The sequence below is a fragment of the Limnohabitans sp. Hippo4 genome (genome assembly GCF_003063605.1).
In the GTDB taxonomy this organism is placed as follows: domain Bacteria; phylum Pseudomonadota; class Gammaproteobacteria; order Burkholderiales; family Burkholderiaceae_C; genus Limnohabitans_A.
In genome coordinates, this window is record NZ_NESE01000001.1 from 608,860 (window position 1) to 628,551 (window position 19,692).

Genomic DNA, 19,692 nt, shown 5'->3' on the forward strand with positions numbered 1-19,692 from the left:
CTGTAAAAGGTCTTATTTTGCCGGATGAAACAAGCCATCGGCCAAACCGCCACTTCGGGTGACCCGTTGGCGCACAGCGTTGAACAAGACAGCGGGATTCGGAGCCCACCAAGTGAGCTGGGTTTTGGCACGGGTCACGCCGGTGTACAGCAACTCGCGTGTCAATACAGGCGCATCGCGATCAGGCAGCACCATCAGCACATGGTCGTATTCAGAGCCCTGTGATTTGTGAACGGTCATGGCCCACACGGTTTCTACCGCATCCAGGCGCGAAGGCAGAACCCAACGCACGCCACCTTCGCCATCTGGGAATGCCACGCGCAATCCGTTTGCGGTTGGCAAACATTGACCTACATCACCGTTCATGAGGTTCAAGTGATAGTCGTTGCGCGTGACCATGATGGGTCGGCCAACGAACCAGTTGTCTTTATAGGCCTCTGGCTGAAAACTCTTGTCGCGATTGGCACTCAGGCCCAAAGCCACTGCAATGCGATCGTTCAAGGCTTGCACGCCCCAGGCGCCTTGTCTCAGAGCACACAGCACCTGAAATTCCGAAAAACGGTTGATCAATTTCAAAGCTTGCGCGTTGTCGCACACTGCGCCTGTTTGAAGAAGCGGCTTTAACTCAGACAACCAATGCGTCCAGCCCAACTTCAAAGCATTCACCACCTCGGGATGCAATGCGCCCTGTGATCTTTCGCGCCATGCGTCTGGCCAGCGCTGAATTTCCGTCAATTCATCGGACGGCGATTGACCGGTGATGGGCAATGCCTGCCATTGTTCTTTGAGCGATTCGTGCTGACCTTCATTGATCAGCTTGGCCCATTGACCGATGGCACTGTTAGCATCAAAGCGCCGACTGACATGCAGCACAGCGGTTTGTTCAGTCAATGTGTAGGCGGTGTTGTTGTGCGCTTGTGTTTGCTCATCCGACTGCACTGCACCTTCGCACAATTGCGACCACACAGCACCTGCTTCGACCGAGGCCAATTGGTCTTTGTCACCCAACAAAACCAATCGTGCATGTGCAGGCACACATGCCATCAAGCGAGCCATCAGTTCCAAGTCGATCATGGACGCTTCATCGACCACCACCAAGTCAGTGGCCAAGATGGGTGCTTTTCTAGCTGCAGCATCTGGGTTGTATTGCAACAGTTGGTGCAAGGTGACCGCTTGGGAAGGAATGCCCTCTGCCCAGCCCTCTGGCAAACTGGCCAAAGCCGATTGAATCGATGCACTCAAACGGCTTGCAGCCTTGCCTGTGGGGGCGGCCAAATGAATGCGCAAAGTTTGCTGTTGATCTTTCCCCGCACCTTGCAGCAATGCCAAGAGGCGAACCACGGTGGTGGTCTTGCCGGTGCCAGGCCCTCCCGTAATGAGGGTGATGCCAGCGCGCAAAGCCTTGGCACATGCAACGCGCTGCCAATCTGTGGCTTGCGCTTCATCACCAAACAAAGCCTTGAGTTTTTCTTCAGTATCTTGGGGTACTTCGAACTGAGTGGCCAGACGCGCTTGAATGGCGGCTTGAATGCTTTGCTCTGCTTGCCATGCACGCCTTAAATAAACGCGTCGAGGCTGACCGTCCACCTGCTTGGACAAGACCATGGGCGAATGATCACCCATTGCCCATGGCATGGATTTGGCGGCCTCGGCCCATGGGTTTACGGGCTCAGAAAACAAGTCTGCGCGCGCTTCGCTTGAATTCAGGGTTAACTGCTTTAAGGCTTTAACTTGCGCATCCGACCAATCAAGCAAATGCGACGGTTCTTGCAACAATAGTTCCAAGTCCAAGCAGGCATGGCCGCGACCCATTTGGTAACTGACTAACAGCGCCAGCACATCATGCAAAGGATCGGTGCTGGCTTGATGCGAATTCAAAAATTTCAACCAGGCCACATCCAAAGGCGTCCACGGCCAAGTGACTGAAGTGGCCGAACCGGCTGCAGCGGCTAAGGGTTGAGGCATATTGAAAATTGGCAGGGTGGAAAGTTGCAAGCTCATGCGACACCCTCCACGGCAACTGCAGATGGCACCGCTTTGAAAGCGTCATCGAGGGCTTCAATCAGCGCAAGGGGTGGTTTGTTGAAATACACCCCCTGCCCCACTTGGTCGATGCCGCGCAAGTAAAGGTACAGCGCGCCGCCAATGTGCTGCTGGTAGTTGTAATGTTTCAAGCGCGATTTCAAAAGACGGTGAACGGCCAAGATGTACAAGGTGTATTGCACTTCATAGCGATGGCTCAGCATGCTGGCCTCGATGCTGTCTTGTGTGTAAAGGGGTAGCTTGTTCGATTTGTAATCGAGCACGTAATAGCGACCTTGATGTTCCAACACAATGTCCATGAAGCCTGTCAACAAACCATTCAGTTGTTGCGCTTGCAAGCTGGGACGCGCTTGGCCTGGATGCACCGCTTGGCTGATGAGCTGGTCAATGTGCTGCGTTGACACACCATGTGTTTTGAATGTGAAACCCATTTCGGGCCATGCGTTAAGGCTGTTCAGTTGAGACAAACAGAAACAATGTTGATCTGACCCCAATTGTTCCAATTGCGTGGAGGCACATTGGCGAATGAGTTGCAGGCAGAGGGTTTGGTGCTCGGGGCTGAGTTGCAAGCTGTCGGCTTGGGTTTGCCACCAGCGCTGCCAGCGGATGTTGGTTTCTGCAGAAATGGCGTGCGCTTCCTGCAACAATGGCCAACCCTCTTTGAGTTGCCATTCAAAGATGTCGTGCAGCAAAGTGCCGTAGGCACTGCCTGCAGGAAACGCGTTGTACAAAGGCTGTGAGGCGATGGTGTTGGCCGTGGTTTCTTCAGGATTCAGGTCGTCGGGTTTTGCAACCGGGTTGTCGATTTGCGAATCTAACCAACGCGCCTCGCGCGCCAAGCCAGAGTCAGAGTCCGAACCCAAGGACAGCGCATGGCTGCCGGACAAATTACGGGTCAAGGCACTGAAGCTGGCGGTCCATCCCGAGCGGGGCAAGGTGCGTGTCGGTTGTCTGGCTGGCGTTGGCGCTTCTTCTTGCGTGATTTGAGGTGACTCATAGAAAAGGTCGTTGGCCTCAGGCGCAGACACCACGTCGATGTCTTCGCAGGCAGCCCAGTTTTGCAATTTCTCTTGCAAGTCATCGACCGATGTACGCCTCAACAAAACGCTCAAGGCACTTTGCGCTTGTGATTCTTTGGCTTTGAAATCGTCCTTGCGCTTGGCAACGCCCATCCACATGGCTTGCTGGGCCCGGGTGAGTGCCACGTACAACAAGCGAATGTCTTCTTGCAGACGCTCTTCGGGGGTTCGGAGTGATTCGTCTTTGTCCTCTCGGAAGTTGGACACAAACGGCAAAAAGACCAAGGGGTACTGCAAGCCTTTGGCCTTGTGAAAGGTGATGACCTGTACCAATTGCGCATCGGTTTCAAGGCGCATTTGCGCCGCTTCACCTTGGGCTTGCGGGTTGGCCAATTGGTCGGTTAAAAACCGCAACAACGCTGTCTCACCTTGCAAACTGAGGCTGGCAGACTGCAACAATTCACCCAAATGCAAGAGGTTGGTCAAGCGCCGCTCGGCGGTGTCACCCTCTGCCTGCATGCGCCTGCCGATGTCTTGCTCGTGCACCATTTTGTAGAGCATGGGCAAAAAGCCTTGACGCTGCCACGTGGTGTGCCAAGCATTGAAGCGCTCGACCCAGATGTCCCATGCGGCCTCGTCGTTGATCGACTGTTCAATTTCATCCAGGCTTAAACACAAAGTGCGCGTGGTCAATGCGGCGCGCAGCAGCTTGGCATTGCGCGCCTGCAAAACAGCTTCCAAGATGCAAGCGAGGTCAAGCGCTTCGCGGGTGGCATAAACACTGTCGCGGTCGGACAAGTAGACGCTGCGAACACCGCGTTGAGCGAGGGCTTGTCGAATTTTTTTGGCCTCATTGCCGTCTCGTACCAACACGGCCATGTGGCCAGGTTGCGCAACGCGTTGGTTCAGCAAGCTGACCATTTGGGTGGCGCAAATGTGCGCAATGGCGTCGCCATACTGGGTGCCACTGAGGGGTTTGTCTGCGTGTAAGTGCCACACCGTCAGCGCGGGTACTTTTTGCCCATTTGGAAAGAGCAGGCTTGTGGCTTTGGCCGGTGTAGGCGTTTGCACCTTTTCAAAGGGCACTTCTCCAAATGGCGCTTGTGCTTGAACAAAGAGATGATTGACCGCATGGACCACTTCTTGGCTGGAACGGAAATTTTCCGTCAAAGTCCAAATTGATTCAGCGGCATGACGTGCTTTCAAATAGGTTGGCAAGTCGGCACCGCGGAAACTGTAGATGGCTTGCTTTGGATCACCAATCATCAAGAATGCGCTGGGCGTCAGTGATTGCGCGTGATCTTGTTCCGGCGATGAGTTGGCGCCGTAGATACAAGACAAGGATTCGTATTGCCAAGGATCAGTGTCTTGAAACTCATCAACCAAGGCCACTGGAAATTGCGCGCGAATGATGGCGGGCAAACGACTGCCATCCGCATGCAAGGCGGCATGAAGTCTTTGCAACAAATCTGAAAAATCAAAACTGGCCAGGTTTTTCTTTTGCTGCAAATAGGCACGCCCCACTTTGACTGCAGCGTGTTGAAGCAGGTCCACACCCACATCGGGTTCTGCCTCGAGGTGCATCATCCACTGGCCAATGGCCGACCACACACCGTGCGCATCCAGCATTGGCGACGCATCTTTTTTCAAGCTGGCATTGAGCTTTTCAAGGGTGAACTTTTTCAGGGTTTCGATGTCGGCTTCTTCACCGGAGGCCCATTCCGACAAGTGAGAAATGAAGTAGCCATGCTTCTTGGGAACATAGATGTTGCCCTTCAGGTCTTTGGCCAGTGCATTGTTTAACTGATTCAAAGCGATGGCCATGTGCTCGGCCATCAACTGCCGCGCAGTTGACTCCAACTCATCGCACGTTGATCGCCACAGGGTCCACGCTTTCAAGGCAGCTTGAGGATCGGGGTCTTGAGACACATCGGGAAAACCACCCGGCGATTTTTCAAACTTCTGCCAATGCGATTGAATGTTTTTCAAAAGCGCATCGGGTGTCGCCCCCAAAGCCTTGAGGGCCCCAAGCTGCTGACCCTCCAATGGATAGACAAATTCACGCCAGTAATCTTTGACCAACTTCAGCTTCAAAGCAGGCGCATCGTCCAAGCGTTTCTGGTCAAACAAACTTTGGCTGTCGAAGGCGTGCTGCCGGAGCATGCGACTGGACCAACTGTGGATGGTGTAGATGGCGGCCTCATCCATCCACTGCGCTGCCTCTTCTAAACGCGCGGCATGCGCAGCCTTGTGCTCGGTGCCTAGCGTGGCTTGTAAATCGCGCAGAAAATCATCTGCGTCTTGCACCTGGCCTCTGAAAAACTGCGCTGCTTGCGCCAAGCGTGAGCGAATGCGATCGCGCAATTCAGCGGTGGCGGCTTCCGTGAAGGTCATGACCAGAATTTGCGGTGGCATCAAGCCCTGACCTTGCCAACCATGGCCCAAGATCAGGCGTACATACAAGGCTGCCAGCGTCCAAGTTTTGCCGGTACCTGCACTGGCTTCAATCAGTTGAATGCCTTGAAGGGGCAGTTTCAACACATCGAGTTTGTGTGTGGTCAAGGTAGTCGAAGCAGTCATGGCGCCTCCCCCTCCATGCAAGCCACGCGGATCAAATCTTCATACAGCAACGGCGCCCACTGCGGGAGTGCATGGCGCAGAAGATCGAAATGATCAAACGAACGTTGCACATACAAAGAGCGTGCTAGGTCGGTGTCTTCTGCAAAGTTGTCGGCAAAGGCTTTGCTGGCTTTGTCTAAAGATTTTCCCAAAGACTGCGCCAACATCTGCTCATCGCGAAGGTCGGCATTCGCCTCTTTGTTGGCTTGCGCCTGTTTGGCTTGCTCCGTTACAAAGGCCAAGCCTGCCTTGAACGTCACAGGCAAGGGCTGTACCCAAGCATGGCGATAAACCGTTAACCACTGGGAGAGCAATTGCTTGGCGCTTTCTGCTTCCAAGCTTGGCAAAACCGCCACGCCATCCAAACCCACAGCAACAGAGCGCACCTCGTAGCCCGCAGCGCACATCAACACATGGCTGGGCCACAAATTGATCAGGACATCTGCACGTGCAGTTTGTTGGTCCTTTTGACCCGTGGCAACTGCGCCGGGTCGGCTGGTGATTTGCAAATAACCCAAGTCGCCTTGACGCAAATTGGTCATTTCTGCACCCATGCGCACATCGCCCCAAGGCATGGACAACACCAGATCAATGGATTGCGCGGCCAATTCGGTGGGGTAATTTTCAGAATAAGGTGCTGCGCGGTCTTTGACGCGCAGCGCTGCCTCGTACTGTTGTTTCAACACGCCTTGACCCGCTGCCCCCATGGGCAGCAGCCCCATCAAAGTTTCTGCTTCCAGTTGTTGCGCGATGTCGTCCGCCTCAAGCAATGAGCGGCCAACCATGTAACGGTCCAAGCCAGAGAGTGCAAAATTCTCATCGTCTTGCAGCGCCTCTTCGGGGCCCCTCAGTTGCACACCCAACCGACTGCGCCAATAAACCTCCACGGGCTGTTTGAGAAGGCGCATGCATTCGCTGAGCGGCCATTCTGTGATGACGGGTAAATCGGCTACTGATTGGGTTGGCACTTCTTTCTGCAATGGTGGCTGATCTGCAGCGAGCAAAACGGAACGCGCAGCTTGCGCTTTTTCCCAATCGTCTGCATACGTGAAAAACTCCGTGTTGGGCTGGAAATATTGGGCAGAAAAAGCTTGCAAGGGCTGCAGGTCGGCTGGTGTTTCTGGCTTGAACCGTGACTTGAGGGCATCGCGTAATTGCGACACCAACACCGAAGGCGGCATGAGCTGGTTGTCAGTGCTTCGTCGGCCTTGCCAACTGATGTACAGCTTTTCACGGGCAGACAAAAATGCCTCTAAAAATAAATAGCGATCGTCTTCGCGTCGCGAGCGATCGCCTGCACGCCAATGATCGGTCATCAAATCAAAATCGCGTGGTGTGCTTTGGCGAGGATAGGCACCATCGTTCATGCCCAACAGGCACAAGCCTTTAAAGGGAATGGCGCGCATGGGCATCAGGGTGGAAAACTGCACGCCGCCGCCGAAGAAGCGTTGCTGCAGGCCAGCAGATTCCAAAGCCGAAAGCCAATGCTCGCGAACAACCGTCAGTGGCAAAGGCTCTGACAGTCCCGCTTGATCACACAGCGACTGCCATTGCGTGAGTTCTTGTTTGAGGCGGAGCAACATGCGCTCGTCGGCTTCGTTGTCGGGTTCAAAAAAGCGCGCCATCAAATCATGCATCACCGCTGACCATTGCGCTGGCGTGTGCGCATGGCACAACTGCTCAAGGCTGATGGCCACAGCCTCTAGCCAACTGGCCAGGTGCCCCACCTTTAGCGCACTCAGGCCAGCCACTTGCGGTAAAGGCAAGACACCTTGCCACGCTGCGTTGCCATCAGCTTGACCTGCGGCATAGCCCAAGAGCAAACGCTGCAAGCCATAGGCCCACGTGTTTTGCTGCGCATGCGGCATGTCTGTGGGGATGCCCCACTTTTGGCGATGCGCCAGATCTAAACCCCAACGCACAGCCGCCGCTTGCAACCAGTTTTTCAGGGTATGGACATCGGCTTCGTCCATTTTGAACTTGGTGCGCACCGCTGACACCTCAAACAAACTGAGCCATTCAGACAAAGTGATGCGGGCCTCTGGCAAGTTCAGCAAGAACTCCAGCGCTTGCACCAAGGGCACTTGCCTAGGCGTGGTGTCGGCTACGGAAAACGGAATGTGCCGTGGATGCTGCTGCGGGAAACGGCCAAACACCGCCTGAATGTGGGCGGCAAATGTGGCCATATCGGGCACCATCACCATCACATCGGTGGGTTTCCACGTGGGGTTGTGATCAAACCAATCCCAAAGCCGGTCATGCAAGATTTCCACTTCGCGCTGGGCTGAGTGCGCTTGGACCATTTGAATGCTGCCATCGTCGTCCAGCGCTTCTGGTGTGACTGGCATCGGATTCAAGGTCAGGATGTCGGATTGGATTTGTTGCAAGCGTGTGGGCTTAGACTGCGCAGTGACGTCTGCAGGGTCCACAAAATAGCTTTGCTTGCTCATCAAGCTCAAGGCATTTTCGGGTTGGTCAAAGCGCTCAAGGGCATGCAAATAATCGCGGCCTTGTTGACCCCACGAAGCCAGCAAAGAATTTTGCTGCGCCATCAGGTCCATGTCATGTCCCCAATATTCTTGGCAAGGGTTTTGCACCATCAAAACGACTTGAGACCAACGCCCCAAAGCCGCCAAGGCTTCCACCACCTGCAAAGGCAAGTTGGAGATGCCAAACACCACAATGCGTGGCGGCAAACCTTCTGGCATCACAGCACTGGCCAGTTGCACCTTGCGCATGAACTGCGAGTGCACTTCTGCGCGAGACACGCATTGAGAGGCCAGCTCGGGCACTTGGGTTTGCAGCACATCTTGCTGCAACAACTGCCACAACTGCGCTTGCCACACTTGATCTGCCGCCAAGGCTTTGCGCTCACCCATGTGTTGCAAAACGAAGCGCCCTTCGGCCCAATCGCTTAGCCAATCGGCACGGTAACTTTGATAGCCGTCAAACACATCGGCCACTTGCTGCGCCAATTGATAACGCTGCCGGCCCAAGGGATCGTTTTTGACATAGGCCAGCAAGGGGGCCACTTGATGGGTTTGTGCAAACTCGGGCAGCAAACGCCACAGTCGCCAGACCAAGGCTTGCTTGTCAAAAGGCATGGCCACCGGCACGACCGAGGGCCCCAGAACCAAGCGGTACATTCGCCAAACGAAGCTGGAGGGCAATTCGGTTTGGGTGGCCGCACAAATGCCCATGGCACTGTCGTCGGCCAATGCCATTTCTAACCAGTGCTTCATGCCATTGCTTTGCACCAGCAAAGTTTCGGGCACCAAGGGCGGCAAGGGATTGTTTTTCAGCAAGCCTAACGTGAGATCGCGCAGATCTTCCAGGCGGTTGCCATGGAACACCATGAATCCTGGTTGAAGTGCGTGGGCCATGAAATGAAGCTTGCGTGTGTCTGAGAATCTAGTCTGGATTATCGACTGCGGCCAGGCTCATGTCGTGAGCTTGCCTATAAAAAACGTTTCAAAACGCGTTGAAATTCAGACGCAGACACTGGCTTGATGAGAAAGTCTTGCATGCCTGCCTTTTGGGCCAAAACGCGGTCCTCGTCCAACACGTGGGCAGTCATGGCCACGATGGGCGTCATTCGCAAAGCCTCGGTGATTTCAATGCGCCGGATTTCGTAGGTGGCCGTGAGACCATCCATACCGGGCATTTGCAAGTCCATCAAGATCAAATCGTAAGCTGATGTGCGGATTTTTTGCAGCGCAACTTCGCCATTCTCGGCAATGTCCACTGTGCACCCCAACTTTTGCAAAGTCCACTGCGCCAACTGCTGATTCATGGGTGTGTCTTCCACAACCAAGACATGACCCGCATGTTGCGCTTTAGGCTTTTGAGTTGAGGTCAGTTGATCACTCAACTCATCCCGCTGGGTCAGTTGAATCAGGGTTCTGTTCAATTCTTGGGCCGTTATCGGCTTGTACAAATTGGCCACTTTGACGCCCAAGGTGCGGGCCACTGCGCTCAGGTTTTGCACATCATGGTTCAAACCAAAATCCGACAGCACCAACCAGGACAATTGGCGCCACTTTTGAGCGTCTTGGGCCAACATGAAGGCAGGCTCAATGAAGGCCAGCATGCTGTGATCAATGACCCACAATGTTTGACGCGAAAGGCCTTGCTGCAACCACGCTTCCAAGCAAGTCTGCAGTGACGCAGGGGTGACTATTTCTTGAGGTGTGATTTGCTGGGATGCCAACAGTGTTTTCAAAATTTCTCGGGCAAACGGATTGGACTCGATCAACACCACATCCACCGAGTGCGACAAAGCATCAAAACCATGACCCTGCAGACGTGTGTCTTGGTGTTCAATGTCGGCATGGGTCAGCGGCTCAAATTGCGCCGTGAAGGTGAACACACTGCCGCCCTCTTCTCGCGCTTGAACACTGATCTCGCCCTTCATCAAATTGACCAAGTTCTTGGCAATCGACAGGCCCAAACCACTGCCTCCAAATTTGCGATTGACAGACGCATCGGCTTGGCTAAAGGGTGAAAAAATCACATGCATTTTTTCGACCGGAATACCAATACCTGTGTCCGTCACTTCAAACGAACATCTGACTTGCGCGTTCAGCTCCGACAAAAATTGAACATGAAGTTTGACCCATCCTGTGTCACTGAACTTCAAAGCATTGCCCAACAAGTTTTGCAAGACTTGGCCCAATCGCAATGGATCTCCCATGACCCACTGTGGCACCTCGGGATCGATCACCAAATAAAGGTCTATCTTTTTTTGTTCAGCCTGAAAAGCGAAGCCCTTCATGGCCTGCTGACAGGCCGTGTGCAAATCAAAGGCCGTGCGATCCAAGGTCAGCCGATTGGCACCTAAGCGTGTGAAATCCAAAATGTCGTCAATCAGACGCAGCAAACTTTTGGATGCCGTGCGAGACATCTCCAAGTAACCCTTTTGTTCCGGGTTCAAGGGTGTCCCCAGCGCCAACTCGGTCATGCCCACCATGCTGTTGATCGGTGTTCTGATTTCATGGCTCATTTGCGCCAAGAATGAGGACTTGGCCTGATTGGCAGTTTCGGCTGCATTCAAGGCACGCGCCATGGCAAAGCTGTCTTGCTCGCGCCGAACCCAAATGGCGGCAATGTGCTTGGTGAGCAAATATGTGGCGATCAACATCATGACCGACAACGCCAATACACCTTTGGAAGACAACCACCACTGCGCTTCTACGCTGCTGCGTGAAATGGCAACAGCCACCGTCACTGGTAAATTGGCTGAAGTTCTGAAATGAACTTCCAATTTTTCAACATCTTGTTTCGCATCCGTTTGGGTTTGCAGGTAACGCCCAAACTCTTGATTGCGAGACACACTTTGAACGGCCGGCATGTTGCCAAATACCTGATCATTGGGAAACCATCGCTTTGAACTGCTGGCCAAAATGCGACCTGCATAATCAAACACGTAGACAGCATCGCAATCGGCATCCACAGACTCGGCAAAGCCATCGATCAAATCCTTTGGATTGATCAACACCAACCAACGAACAACTTGGCCATTGGGCCGTTGTGTGCGCAAAGCCAGAGGTAAGACGGCAATGTCTTGCAGACCCGCGTGACCATTGTTCAAATCAAAAAGGTTGCGCGCAGGCTGCCAGCGACCTGCCGCCAAATCATTGCCGACATCGCGTTCAAGCCCCATAGAGGCCCACTTCACCACGTGATGAACCACCCCTTCTTCGGAACTGGCCAAGACTTGCCCGCTTTCCGACAGCATCGACAAAGATCGGATGAAGCTTGATTTTTCGATGGCCGTTTGCAGTTTGGCTTGATCCCGAAAGTCGGCATCTGACCATTGGTTGACGGCTGTGATGAGGGTGGTGGTGGACTCTAAGGTTCGACTGACATGATTGAACAAAATGCGTGTCAGCAACTCACCTCGAGCTTGTTCACGCGCCAAGGTATCTTGCCTGTCTTGCCACAAATACACTGAAGACACGACCCCAATGAACAAGGCAACTGCCGCACCAAACCGGTAGACCCCTAGCGCGGCCGATGTCTTTGAATGACCCACTTCAATTGCCATGAACTCAGTGCTTGCCTGTTACGATTACTTCAACACCACGATAGGGTCTAAATTGTGTTGCTTGGCATATTGCAACAAACGCCCGTCTTTTTTGACATTGCTTAAGAATGCCTCAACACGAAGCAACAAACTGTTGTCGCCTTTGGCAAATGCATAAGCGTATTCGGTGGTGGGCATGTTGTTGGGCGCTGGTATGACAGCCGCCCAATCGGTCAACTCAATCATTCGCAAGCTGTAGGGATAGTCGGTCATGAAGGCATCCGCCCTGCCCGACAGCACTTCTTGTTCTCGCGTACCCGGCGCTTGGACTTTGACCAATTTGGCTTTCTTCAAAGACTTGGCCATGATGCCCTCCATCAGCGTGCCGGCTGCCACTGCAATCACGCGACCAGGTTGATCGAGACTGTCCCACGATTGCAGGCCTTCTTTGTTTTTAAGCGTGACCGCAAACAAGCCGCTCTTCAAATAGGCTTGCGAAAACTGCAAGCGCGCCAAACGCTCTGCCGTGATACCAATGGCGTGGGTGGCCACATCACAACGGTCTTGCTCTAGCGCGTCGTAGAGTTGAGAAAAATTGCTGTCAACGTAGCGCACCTTTACCCCCAATTCTTTGGCCAATTCTTGCGTGAGGGCAATGTCGATGCCGCTGAGTTCGCGGGTTTTGGGGTTGCGGTAGGTAATGCTGTAGTACTCTGGCCAGATACAGGCTCTGAGTTCCTTGGCTTGAAGCACTTTGTCCAAGCGGCTTGTTTCGGCAAGCGCCACCGACGCAGAGCCCATGGCGATCAGGCCGCACATGACTTGAATCAAGCATTGAACGCCAAAGTGCCGGCTGGCCACCCACAAGGCTTGAAATGAGGAGATGTTCATGAAGGCGAATTCAATGGATTTGGTATGAACTTTAAATTAAACACCAAAAAATTCCATCTGGGTTATAAATTCAATCTTTTGAATTAATTTCTATGCGCAGCGTTTCATGCGACAATCAGCCTGTTGCCGCCTCCAGTTGCCGCAACATCAGCACTTCTGCTGGGGTTTGACCCAGGCTCTCGCCTGTGGTTTCCATGCCCACCTGTGAATCCCATCGGTCTTTGACTGGCGGCTGTTTCCCAACAGCCTGACAAACCGATGCCATGCGCCGCTATTGGCGCTCCATCATGAAATTTGAAGAATTGAATTTGGCTCCGGCCATTCTGCAAGCCGTGCAAGAGCAAGGCTACGACACACCCACGCCCATTCAGGCCCAAGCGATTCCTATCGTCTTGGCAGGGCACGACCTGTTGGCCGGTGCCCAAACAGGAACCGGCAAAACTGCTGCATTCATGCTGCCTGTGCTGCACAAGCTCAGCCTGACAGAGGCCGGTCGCAACAAATTTGGCGGCAAAGCCATCCGCGCTTTGGTGCTCACCCCCACCCGCGAATTGGCGGCCCAAGTTGAAGAGTCTGTCAAAGACTACGGCAAATACCTCAGCCTCCAATCCACGGTGGTGTTTGGCGGCGTGGGTATGAAGCCCCAAGTTGACCGCGTGAAGCGCGGTGTTGACGTCTTGGTGGCCACGCCCGGTCGCTTGCTCGACTTGCAAGGCCAGGGCCTGCTCGACCTGTCCAGCATTGAAATTTTGGTCTTAGACGAAGCCGATCGCATGCTCGACATGGGTTTCATCCATGACGTGAAAAAAGTCTTGGCCCTGGTGCCCAAAGAAAAGCAAAGTCTGCTGTTCTCTGCCACGTTCAGCGATGAAATTCGCGACTTGGCCGCCACGCTGTTGAAGAACCCGCAAAGCATTCAAGTCACGCCCAGCAACACGACCGTGCAGCGCATTTCTCAAGTGATCCATCCTGTGGGACGCGGCAAGAAAAAAGAAGTGCTGGTGCACATCATCAACCAACACAATTGGAGCCAAGTGCTGGTGTTCACTCGCACCAAGTTTGGCGCCAACAATGTGGCCGACTACCTCACCAAGAACGGCATCAAGGCCATGGCCTTGCACGGCAACAAAAGTCAAACTGCGCGCACGCAAGCCTTGGCAGGTTTTAAGAGCGGCGACATTCGCGCCTTGGTGGCCACCGACATTGCAGCACGCGGCATTGACATTGAAGACTTGCCACACGTGGTGAATTACGAAATTCCCAACGTCTCTGAAGACTACGTGCACCGCATTGGCCGTACCGGTCGCGCCGGCGCCAGCGGCGAAGCCGTGAGCTTGGTTTGCTTGGACGAAGAAGGTTTCATGATGGAAATCGAACGCTTCACCAAGCAAGAAATTCCAGTTCAATTGCTCGAAGGTTTTGGCCCCGAGCCAGGCGAGAAAGCGGAACCCATTGCCATGGGTCGCCAAACCTTGTGGGGCGGCGCAGGTCGCCCACCCAGCCGTGATGTGATGCAAGCTGCAGCCAAAGCTGCGCGCTCCGACATGATGCAGCGCATTCGTGAATCCAAAGGCGCTGCCGGCGAAGGTGGCGGTGGCGGTCGTGGAGGTCGCTCCGGTGGCCAAGGCGGTGGCGGTGGCCAGGCTCGCCCCGAGGGTGCAGCAGGACGCTCACGCAACGGCCCTCCCCCATCACGTCGCGGTGGTCCTTCACAAGGCCCACGCGGTGATCGTCAAGATCGTCCCGAAAGAAGTTTTGATGGCGCACCCTCCGATCGTTTCAACGATCGCAATGACCGCAACAACGACCGACGCAATGACCGTGCCCCCCGTGGCGACGAATTGCCACGTCACATCGATCCCCTCATGACCAACCAATTTGCACGTCAAGGTGCACCTCGTCGCAACAGCGGTGGTGGCGGAGGTCAACCCGATCCAACACGCACCAGCATCGACAGCTTGGCGGGCGGTGGCCGTGGTGGTCCTCGCCGTCATGGTGGTGGATTTGGCGGTGGTGGTGGCGGCGGCCGTGGTGGTCGCTCTGGCGGCGGTGGCGGCTATGGTGGTGGCAACGGCGGTGGCCGTTCTTTCGGCCGTTGATCAGCAGCGCCTCAACGCAGAATTAGCAGTTCGCCCTTCGATGGTCGGCAATGGCCCGATCATCGAACTTCATCTCGGCGCTCCGCAATTCGCGGTGCTTGGTCACCCTGCCACGCATTCTGGTGCGCCACATCTTGAATGAACTGGCCGTGAGTTCGGCTCGCATGATTTTGATCACGCCGGGTTCTGTCACGCCCGTTCTTTCGTAGATCGTTTCAAACGTGGTTCGATCTTCCCAAGCCATTTGAATGACCGCGGAAATATCGCCGGCGCTCAAGGGTTTGGAAGATTCAAGCGATTTGGGCATGCTGCATTGGGCTCTGGTTTCATGTCGATCTGACTAGGGACATTATCAAGTCGACCCGCACTGGCGTGCAGGTTCAAGTCAAAATAGCCCCATGAAGACCACGTTCAAGGGCAACAAGCAAAGCCTTCCCAGCAAACCTTGCACTGTGTGCGGGCGCGACATGACTTGGCGCAAAGCTTGGGCCAAAAACTGGGATCAGGTTTTGTATTGCTCTGAGGCTTGTCGCAAAAACAAATCTAACAGCACGCCTAACAGTAAGATAGCGGCAAAGCATGGCTAAGTCCTTTCGACATTTGGTTTTGATCCTAGGCGATCAATTGAACCTAGACTCATCTGCCTTGGCAGACTTCGACCCCAAGCAAGACGCCATTTGGATGGCAGAGGTGATGGAGGAATCCACCCATGTGCCCTCTTCTAAGCAACGCAGCACGCTGTTTCTAAGTGCCATGCGGCACTTCGCGCAAAACTTGCGGGACAAAAACTGGTCCGTTTTTTACACACGTTTAAACGATGCCAACAACACGGGCACCTTGGCCGGCGAACTTGAAAAAGCCATTCAGGCACATCAGCCGCAGCAACTGGTGATCACAGCACCTGGTGAATGGCGCGTCTTGCAAAGTTTGCGCGCTGTGGCAAAGCAGCAGGGCCTAAGCCTTGAGATCAGGGACGACACACATTTCTTCAGCACAGTGCGTGAATTCGCTGAGCATGCCAAAGGTCGCAAGCAATTGCGTCAAGAATTCTTTTACCGAGAACTGCGCCAAAAGACAGGTGTATTGATGGATGGCAAAAAGCCTGTGGGTGGTCAATGGAACTTTGACGAAGAGAATCGCGGCAGTTTTGGCAAGCAAGGGCCTGGCATGCTGCCTTTGCCCCTGAGGTTTGAACCCGACGAGATCACTTTGGAAGTGATGGCATTGGTCAAAGACAAATTGAGTCAAAACCCCGGCGCGCTCAGCAGCTTTGGCTGGCCCGTTACACGACATCAAGCGCTGCAAGCTTTAGACAGTTTCATACAACACCGCTTGCCTTCTTTTGGTTTGTACCAAGATGCCATGTGGGAAGGTGAAGTCTGGTTGTATCACTCTCACATTTCAAGCGCACTGAACTTGAAACTTCTCAATCCCAGAGAAGTCGTGGAAGCTGCCGAAAGAGCCTACCAACAAGGCCATGTCCCCTTGCCCGCTGCAGAAGGTTTCATTCGACAAGTTTTGGGTTGGCGTGAATATGTCCGCGGCATCTATTGGACTCAGATGCCCGAGTACGTTGAGCGCAACGAAATGCAGGCCACCGCCAAACTGCCCGCGTTTTATTGGACGGGCAAAACAGACATGGCTTGCATGCGCGACGCCATCCATCAAACTTTGGAACACGGCTATGCCCACCACATCCAGCGTTTGATGGTCACGGGCCTTTACGCACTGCTGTTGGGCGTTGCGCCCAAAGAAGTCCATGAATGGTATTTGAGCGTTTATGTCGATGCCGTGGAATGGGTGGAGTTGCCCAACACCTTGGGCATGAGCCAGTTTGCCGATGGTGGCGTGATGGCCAGCAAGCCTTATGTGGCCAGCGGCAAATACATTGACCGCATGAGCAACCACTGCAAAGGCTGCAAATTCAATCCAGCCTTGGCCACAGGAGATACGGCTTGCCCCTTCACCACACTCTATTGGGATTACTTGAACAGGCATGTGGATGTTCTGGCCAAAAACCCACGAATGCTGATGCAATTGAAAAACCTCAATCGCTTGTCCGATGAAGCTCGCTCAGAGATTGCCATCCAAGCCAACTTCATCAAGAACGTTTCTTAAAATAAAGCCATGACACATTTTTACGAACCCCGCCTAGGCCATCCCTTTAAGCACGATCCGTTCAACGCCATTGTGGGACCCCGGCCTATTGGCTGGATTTCTTCGCAAAGCGCAGACGGCGTTTTGAATTTGGCGCCCTACAGCTTTTTCAATGCCTTCAACTACGGGCCGCCGCTCATTGGTTTTTCTAGCATCGGCCGAAAAGACTCGCTCAACAACATTGAAGCCACTGGCGAATTTGTTTGGAACTTGGTCACGCAGCCTCAAGTGGAAGCCATGAACCAAACGTGCAAGGCAGTGGCACCAGAGGTCAATGAGTTTGAGATCGCTGGCCTTTCCACAGCACCCTCTCGACTGATCAAGGTGCCACGTGTGGCGCAAAGCCCCGTGAGCTTTGAGTGCAAGTGCACTCAAATTTTGCAGATGAAAAATCTACAAGGCGAATCGATTGAAACTTGGATGGTGTTTGGCGAGGTGATTGGCGTTCACATTGAAGAACGCTTGATCAGCGATGGCATTTACGACACAGCCAACGCACAACACGTGATGCGTGGCGGTGGGCCCGCCGACTATTTCAGCATTGGGCCAGAACAATTGTTCAAAATTTACAGACCCTGAGGAATTTGAAAGATCCAAGCGCCTGAAGCTCAATCCTTCAAAAACAAAGTTCTCAGAGGTTCATCCCCCACCTGCCTGCTCCAATGCCCATGGACGGCAGGGTCAAACTTCGCTCCCTCTGGCAAAGTGTCTGCAGAATAAAAATGATCGCCCGCAGAAAAAATACGTGACGTGCCGTCTTGCAAACCAATTTCCATTTGCCCAGACAAGATGAACACCCATTGCGGTTTGCCGGTCACGTGAAATTGACTTCTAAAGCCAACAGGGCTGTAGCGCAATTGGTAGCCTTCGGCCGAAAAAATGTCAGTCAGCTGACTTTGCGGGTTGCCCTCTTCCATGGGCAATGTTTCTTCTTTGAAGCGGGCTTTGCCATCGGTGTCGGTGAACAAAATGACTTTGGTGAAATGTGTCATGAGCAAAATGAATGTGGAGGGCGCCTCATGGCGCTTTGATTTGCTTGGCAGGGCCTGCCAAACTGGGAAGTTTACGGCGCGTGGTTAAAACATGTTCCATGTCTTGGTGTGCGCCCTCAATCAACACCCGAATGGCCTTTTCAGCCTTGTCTGGATTTTTGGCAATCACGGCATCCAGCACGGCTTTGTGCAAGGGCAAGGCGGCCTTGGGAGCGTCTTTGCGTGTGGTGGAAATTTCAAAACTGGTGCGAAGCAAAGCACCCAAGGCTTTGCTCATTTGAACAATCATGCGGTTGTGCGAAGCCACCAACATGCCCGTGTGAAAGTGCATGTCGTGCGTGACGTAATCACCTCCCTCTTCAATGGCTTTCTTCATGCCATCGTAAGCCGCTGAAACACCTTCAATGTCGGCCGAGGTTGCGCGCTCTGCGGCCAAACGCACAGCGGCAGGTTCGACAACCCGGCGCAGCTCCTGCAAATCTCGCAAGAACTCTGGCGTGAGCCCCGCTTTGGCTTGCCAAGCAATCACATCGGTGTCAAACCAATTCCAGTGCTCTTCTGCCAAGACCCGCGTACCGACTTTGGGTCCGGTGAAGATCAAACCCTTGGCCACCAATGACTTGACCGACTCACGAATGACTGTTCGACTCACGCCCAATTGCTCGCACAGCACTGGCTCGGGCGGCAAACTGCCACCGACAGGGTACCTGCCGGCAACGATGGCTTCCCCTAAAAAATCGACGGTATTGCCGTGGACATTTTTGATCAAGTACGGCACTCCGGCACAGGTGTTTTGACAGGCTGGCCCGCAAAGTGGGCCGCTAAATTGGCCAGCGCCAAAGCCGACATGGCTTTGCGCGTTTCGACGGTGCCGCTGGCGATGTGGGGCGTGAGCACCACGTTGTCGAGCTTGCGAAGTTCGGCGGGCACATTGGGTTCGTCCACAAACACATCCAAGCCTGCGCCTGCGATGGTTTTCTTTTGCAGGGCCTCAATCAAGGCGGTCTGATCCACCACGGAGCCACGGGCTACGTTGACCAAGAAGCCTTGCGGGCCGAGGGCTTTCAAAACTTCAGCATTGATTAAATTTTTGGTGCCCGCACCGCCTGGGGTAATGGCCACCAAATAGTCCACCTGCGTGGCCAGATCCACGAGATTGGCCACATACTGATAGGCCACATCGTTGCGCTGGCTGCGGGTGTGATAACTGATGTCCATGTCGAAGGCCGCAGCGCGCTTGGCAATGGCTTGGCCAATGCGGCCCATGCCCACAATGCCCAATTTGGCGCCAGTCAATTTACGGGTCAATTGAAAAGGTCCATCTAACCAATCGGCATTGCGCGTGAAGCGATCGGCCGCTGGAATTTTGCGCGCCACGGACAATAGCAAACCCAAAGCCAAATCGGCCACATCGTCATTGAGCACATCCGGAGTGTGCGTCACCATGATGCCGCGCTTTTTAGCAGCGACCACATCGATGCCGTCGTAGCCTACGCCGCACACAGAAATCATTTCGAGTGCAGGGAACAAAGCCATGTAGGCCGCATCAATTTTGGACTCACCGCCCCCCACCAACGCACGAACCCGGCCAAAGACTTGGCGGTCGCGAATGTGATCACGTTCGTGCACCACAAAATTTTCTTGCAAGCCCGTGGTCAAAAACGGCGGAATGCGAGAGGTGACAACAACTTCAGGATGGTGAATGCTCATGGCGAATGCTCCAGGACATAAAAGGACAAACCCCTTCGGGGTCTATAGGTTTGAGGGTTTGCACGAGTGCCGTTTTTTGCACAAATCGATGCATTTACCTTATCATCATACGATAATATTTCTACTCGCAACCCACT

At 53.9% G+C, this 19,692-nt stretch carries 14 protein-coding genes; 4 read left to right on the forward strand and 10 right to left on the reverse strand.

Annotated elements, in window-relative coordinates; all coding sequences use genetic code 11:
• Nucleotides 1-12 precede the first annotated feature (12 nt).
• The 6 genes from recD to B9Z46_RS15090 form a co-directional block, all read right to left on the reverse strand.
• On the reverse strand, nucleotides 13-2,001 hold the full coding sequence (gene recD, locus B9Z46_RS02800; protein ID WP_108254446.1) for an exodeoxyribonuclease V subunit alpha: 1,989 nt from the start codon (nucleotides 1,999-2,001) through the stop codon (nucleotides 13-15).
• Nucleotides 1,998-5,642, reverse strand: coding sequence for an exodeoxyribonuclease V subunit beta (recB, locus tag B9Z46_RS02805; protein WP_108254447.1), 3,645 nt, complete (start codon nucleotides 5,640-5,642; stop codon nucleotides 1,998-2,000). Before recB ends, recD begins: the two co-directional genes overlap by 4 nt.
• Nucleotides 5,639-9,064, reverse strand: coding sequence for an exodeoxyribonuclease V subunit gamma (gene recC / locus B9Z46_RS02810; protein WP_108254448.1), 3,426 nt, complete (start codon nucleotides 9,062-9,064; stop codon nucleotides 5,639-5,641). Before recC ends, recB begins: the two co-directional genes overlap by 4 nt.
• 74 nt (nucleotides 9,065-9,138) lie before the next feature.
• On the reverse strand, nucleotides 9,139-11,727 hold the full coding sequence (locus B9Z46_RS02815) for an ATP-binding protein (RefSeq protein WP_108254449.1): 2,589 nt from the start codon (nucleotides 11,725-11,727) through the stop codon (nucleotides 9,139-9,141).
• Between the two features lie 24 nt (nucleotides 11,728-11,751).
• Entirely contained in the window at nucleotides 11,752-12,597 is an 846-nt protein-coding gene (locus tag B9Z46_RS02820) for an ABC transporter substrate-binding protein (RefSeq protein WP_233245889.1), read from the reverse strand.
• Nucleotides 12,598-12,712: 115 nt separating this feature from the next.
• The gene (locus B9Z46_RS15090; protein WP_158268388.1) at nucleotides 12,713-12,862 is read right to left on the reverse strand and encodes a hypothetical protein; all 150 of its coding nucleotides are present in this window, start codon (nucleotides 12,860-12,862) and stop codon (nucleotides 12,713-12,715) included.
• 22 nt (nucleotides 12,863-12,884) lie between these two features.
• On the opposite strand from B9Z46_RS15090, the gene B9Z46_RS02825 reads away from it, so the two are divergent.
• A complete protein-coding gene (locus B9Z46_RS02825) occupies nucleotides 12,885-14,696 on the forward strand; it encodes a DEAD/DEAH box helicase (protein WP_108254845.1) in 1,812 nt (603 codons plus the stop codon).
• 22 nt (nucleotides 14,697-14,718) lie between these two features.
• On the opposite strand, the gene B9Z46_RS02830 is transcribed toward B9Z46_RS02825, so the two are convergent.
• On the reverse strand, nucleotides 14,719-15,003 hold the full coding sequence (locus tag B9Z46_RS02830) for a TIGR03643 family protein (RefSeq protein WP_055360294.1): 285 nt from the start codon (nucleotides 15,001-15,003) through the stop codon (nucleotides 14,719-14,721).
• A gap of 91 nt (nucleotides 15,004-15,094) precedes the next feature.
• On the opposite strand from B9Z46_RS02830, the gene B9Z46_RS02835 reads away from it, so the two are divergent.
• The 3 genes from B9Z46_RS02835 to B9Z46_RS02845 are packed head-to-tail and all read left to right on the forward strand — an operon-like array spanning nucleotide 15,095 to nucleotide 17,432.
• Nucleotides 15,095-15,283 (forward strand): DUF2256 domain-containing protein, encoded by a 189-nt coding sequence (locus B9Z46_RS02835; protein WP_108254450.1) that lies wholly within the window; start codon nucleotides 15,095-15,097, stop codon nucleotides 15,281-15,283.
• Nucleotides 15,276-16,814, forward strand: coding sequence for a cryptochrome/photolyase family protein (locus B9Z46_RS02840; RefSeq protein ID WP_108254451.1), 1,539 nt, complete (start codon nucleotides 15,276-15,278; stop codon nucleotides 16,812-16,814). Before B9Z46_RS02835 ends, B9Z46_RS02840 begins: the two co-directional genes overlap by 8 nt.
• Nucleotides 16,815-16,823: 9 nt before the next feature.
• A complete protein-coding gene (locus B9Z46_RS02845; RefSeq protein WP_108254452.1) occupies nucleotides 16,824-17,432 on the forward strand; it encodes a flavin reductase family protein in 609 nt (202 codons plus the stop codon).
• A gap of 29 nt (nucleotides 17,433-17,461) precedes the next feature.
• Here the strand turns inward: B9Z46_RS02845 and B9Z46_RS02850 are convergent, their stop codons facing one another.
• The 3 genes from B9Z46_RS02850 to B9Z46_RS02860 are packed head-to-tail and all read right to left on the reverse strand — an operon-like array spanning nucleotide 17,462 to nucleotide 19,555.
• Entirely contained in the window at nucleotides 17,462-17,845 is a 384-nt protein-coding gene (locus B9Z46_RS02850; protein ID WP_108254453.1) for a hypothetical protein, read from the reverse strand.
• 25 nt (nucleotides 17,846-17,870) lie between these two features.
• A complete protein-coding gene (locus B9Z46_RS02855; RefSeq protein WP_108254846.1) occupies nucleotides 17,871-18,614 on the reverse strand; it encodes a FadR/GntR family transcriptional regulator in 744 nt (247 codons plus the stop codon).
• A complete protein-coding gene (locus B9Z46_RS02860) occupies nucleotides 18,611-19,555 on the reverse strand; it encodes a 2-hydroxyacid dehydrogenase (protein WP_108254454.1) in 945 nt (314 codons plus the stop codon). Before B9Z46_RS02860 ends, B9Z46_RS02855 begins: the two co-directional genes overlap by 4 nt.
• Nucleotides 19,556-19,692 lie beyond the last annotated feature (137 nt).